3 protein-coding genes are annotated in these 3,529 nt (G+C 41.0%); 2 read left to right on the forward strand and 1 reads right to left on the reverse strand.

Features of this window, described 5'->3' with window-relative positions; genetic code table 11:
* Positions 1-188 (reverse strand): hypothetical protein (locus ACE5CV_RS17150; protein ID WP_374951419.1); only part of this gene is annotated, 188 nt, incomplete at its 3' end.
* A gap of 171 nt (positions 189-359) precedes the next feature.
* Here ACE5CV_RS17150 and ACE5CV_RS17155 point away from each other — a divergent pair.
* Together ACE5CV_RS17155 and ACE5CV_RS17160 are read left to right on the forward strand one after the other, a co-directional pair.
* Positions 360-749: a VOC family protein gene (locus ACE5CV_RS17155; RefSeq protein WP_374951420.1), complete on the forward strand. Its 390-nt coding sequence runs from the start codon at positions 360-362 to the stop codon at positions 747-749.
* Positions 750-2,174: 1,425 nt separating this feature from the next.
* Entirely contained in the window at positions 2,175-2,999 is an 825-nt protein-coding gene (locus ACE5CV_RS17160) for a CPBP family intramembrane glutamic endopeptidase (protein WP_374951421.1), read from the forward strand.
* Positions 3,000-3,529 lie beyond the last annotated feature (530 nt).

Genomic DNA, 3,529 nt, shown 5'->3' on the forward strand with positions numbered 1-3,529 from the left:
CCAAACATGAAAATACATGGCTGATTGAAGCTGGACAAAACGCGAAGCTCAATCCAGGTGTAAAATAATTTTAATGGGCCGGTTCTTGGAAAGACTGCGCACCACATGCGGTTTGCTGCAAGGCTGGCTCCCGTTGAAGCATCAGCAGTAAAGCGCAGCAGAGAGGGTAGCCCTATCCATTCGTTCACTTATTAATTAAATTGCTAAAATGAAAGGCAATAGTAATAAAATCAGCATTTATATTTCAATTTACAGGCCACACGCAAAGCGCCTAGATCCTGGCGGTCATTGCAAATGCAGCAGTCAGATCAATTAATGCCAAACAGGTTTTAAACTAACTCATTCTGAAAAAAGTTTTTATGCAAGACAATAGTACAACAACAGTAAAGCCCTTTCTGACAGTAAACAATGGGGTCAAAGCTGTTGAATTTTATATTGCTGCGTTTGGAGCCATTGAAAAAAAGAGATTCGAATTGCCGAACAAAAAGCTGTCATCTATAATTGAAATTAACAATGCAGCATTTTATGTAGGCGATGAGGAGCCTGACAACGGAAATTTAAGTCCCGACCAGAATTCGGGTAGCCCGGTTAGGATAATTTTACAAACTCAACAGGCTGATGAATTATTCGGCCAAGCGCTAAAGGCTGGTGCGACGCAAATTTGTCCAATGACAACTGAAGATGATTGGAGAATCGGAAAATTGAAAGATCCATTTGGACACATTTGGGAAATTGGTTACACCTTGTAAGCAATGAAAGAAATTTGACGTAGCCGCTAATCAACCGCAACGTATCGGTAACATGGCGTTTTATTCAAGTTGCGCTGGACAAACTTATCGTCATCCAATTACAAAGCCAGGCACTGGTGCGGGGCGTGACAAACTTTGTTGGGCATTGGCAATTAACGTCCTCATCAAGATTTCGATCGGCAGCAGCCTGGGCAGACACAATTCTATTGCCAATGGTATAAAGTCCATTCCTTGAGCCCCAGTGAACCAGGTAGCAGATTGATTTTTAAACCGGGCACTTCCGATTTAAACGAAAAGGCTTCACTATAAAAGCCCTAATCATCAATCTATTTTATCAAAACGCCCATTTTGTACTTCGCCCTACTAACGCTTTTTATAGTTTCATGCAAGAAAAATCAATTCGAAGAACCTAATTCAGAATGGGTTATTGACGGCTCTTCTTATAAAGGGTTTGGCGCAAGCCACCCGGCAGGAAGTTCATTTGCTGCGTTGGAAAGTGCGACCAGATACGGTCGTTCTACCGGAAATTATATATCTATCAATTTCGGTTATGGCTATATGCCAAGGATAAGTGGAACATATGTGGTAGGAAAGCAGGCTCGTGACACTACGCAATGCAGCGTAACAGTTCACCTTGAATTTGGACCCCGGTGGGCCAATCGATTATAATTCAGTTGACTCAACTTCAGTAGTAAATATAATCGTCTCTCCCAGCGGAAAACTGACGGGCACCTTTTCTCATGTTTTCTTATCAAATTACTTTACCAGTGAGGTGAAAACGGTTTCTGGCAAGCTCCAGGAATAGTAGCACTTCCAGTGGTCGACTATAAATATTTGCCAGCCCGGTGGCTTTTTTGCTTTTTGGATCTTACCAAACGCCAGTCGCGCCCAACTTATAGTTTGCTGCAAGGATGGCAGGACACTGGAGCAATGACCAGTATATCGTTATTAGCTGCTGTCACGGGCAAAGTTCTGAAAACCTACATTAGTTCAATTGCAAATTTGTTTGCAATAAGGTAATTTATTAAAAGCTGTACATTAGGGTTCGGCTGCAAATGTCGACGGAGGAAATACAGCCTGTCGGCGCAACGCCACGACGGAACCATTGGCTGCAACCCAGATGGAGCGCTGATGAACAAATAAATCAGTTTTATAATGTCGTTTTACTCCGACATAAAAAGTAAGCCACACAAAATGCGTTTTGCAATAATGGGGAGGATGTTATGATCTTCATCTTAAACATTCTGGCAACAGTTGTTAGAACAGGCCAGGCATCGGTGAGCTTTCGGATCTTACCGTATCCTTTTGTTTTCAACCTGCGGCGATGTCGGGGTTGACGATTGCCAGATCTCTAACATCCCAAAGCTAATTACCTGAGATGCAATCATCGACTTTATATTTTAAGGTTTTTATAATTTTAGAAGCATGACTTCAGACAACAAATTTAAAATAGCAACTAAATGGGTTTATGTTGTTGGGCGGGTATTACTTTTTAGCCTGTGCTGTGTAGTTATTTTAATATGTTGTTCTAGCGTTGCTCGAAATGCTGCCGTCAAATATACTGACCACTTGTCTATTCTTTCAGCAACTATTGTGACTTTTGTATTGATACTTTTATTTTTAAAATGGGAGAAACGCAAGCTAATTGATGTCGGTGTTGTCCCAGGTAAATACAGTATTTCACGTTTCGTTTGTGGGTATATTATCGGTTTCATGATGGCTGCTTCGCAAGCCTTAATAGTTTTATTCTATGGACATTTCCAATTGAAACCTGTACCGGACATTTCCATCATTGACATTCTTTCACCTTTACTCCTCTATTTTTTTATTGCTTGCAGAGAAGAATTGGCTTTTCGCTCTTATTCATTAAGAACCCTCAATATTTCATTGGGTCCTATAATTGCCTTGTCTACTATAACAATTATTTTTATAATTGAGCATGTTGCTGCTGGCATGACCTTGAAAATGGCAATAATAGGGTCAGGAGCAGGTGCAATTTTATTTGGCGTGTCTGCTTTAAAAACAAAGGGGCTGGCACTTTCGCTTGGACTACATAGCGCGTGGAATTTTGGACAATGGTCATTCGGCTTTAAGAACAAGCCAGGGATTTGGCAGGCAATAGTCGAAAATGGCTATGAATCTGAAATTGAAAATGTTGGCCTAACCGCTTTTTCTTTTGTCATGGGTGTTGCCATAGCCGGACTTTTCTTCTATTATCGCAACACTAGAATGACCGAATACCTGCGGTAGCTGCGAGGGTTCGGGCGGGTCATATACCAGCACAGCGTATATTTGAACTACTTAAACATTTTATACCGCTAAAAACAGCTCTGTATTAGTAGGGAGCTGTTCTGAAGAATTCAGTGGTTCTGAAGTTCTAATTGGTCGATAGGCCCCCGTTAGTAAAGTTGTCCGCACTGCATTACAACTACCCGGGGCACCAGAGGAAAAGAAAAAGCAATTGTAACGGCCGTAAAAAATGGTGAGCGCCCGAAGCGAGTTAAGGACTTCGATTCGAAAAGACTGAACTGATCTGCAAAGAATTATCTATGACTCGACTGACTTTGACTAAAAACTAATAGTCAATCGAACAACCCGAAAAAAACTGGTTTTATAATTTTCAAAGTGGTCAATTGAACAAGCGGACAAATCTCCAGCCTTCTGTTAGGAGAAATTTAATTATTAACCACTAATTCTCATTCAGGTAAAAGGCAGGGTCATTTTCGTAATGGTATCACTCCCAAAAGTGAAATCTCATATAACATGTACGAAACTTCCGG

This window comes from Mucilaginibacter sp. (genome assembly GCF_964263795.1).
Lineage (GTDB): Bacteria > Bacteroidota > Bacteroidia > Sphingobacteriales > Sphingobacteriaceae > Mucilaginibacter.

Bases quoted from the DNA above. Each gene is read 5' to 3' on its own strand.
- ACE5CV_RS17155 (WP_374951420.1), top strand. From the start codon at position 360: ATGCAAGACAATAGTACAACAACAGTAAAGCCCTTTCTGACAGTAAAC.
- ACE5CV_RS17160 (WP_374951421.1), top strand. From the start codon at position 2,175: ATGACTTCAGACAACAAATTTAAAATAGCAACTAAATGGGTTTATGTT.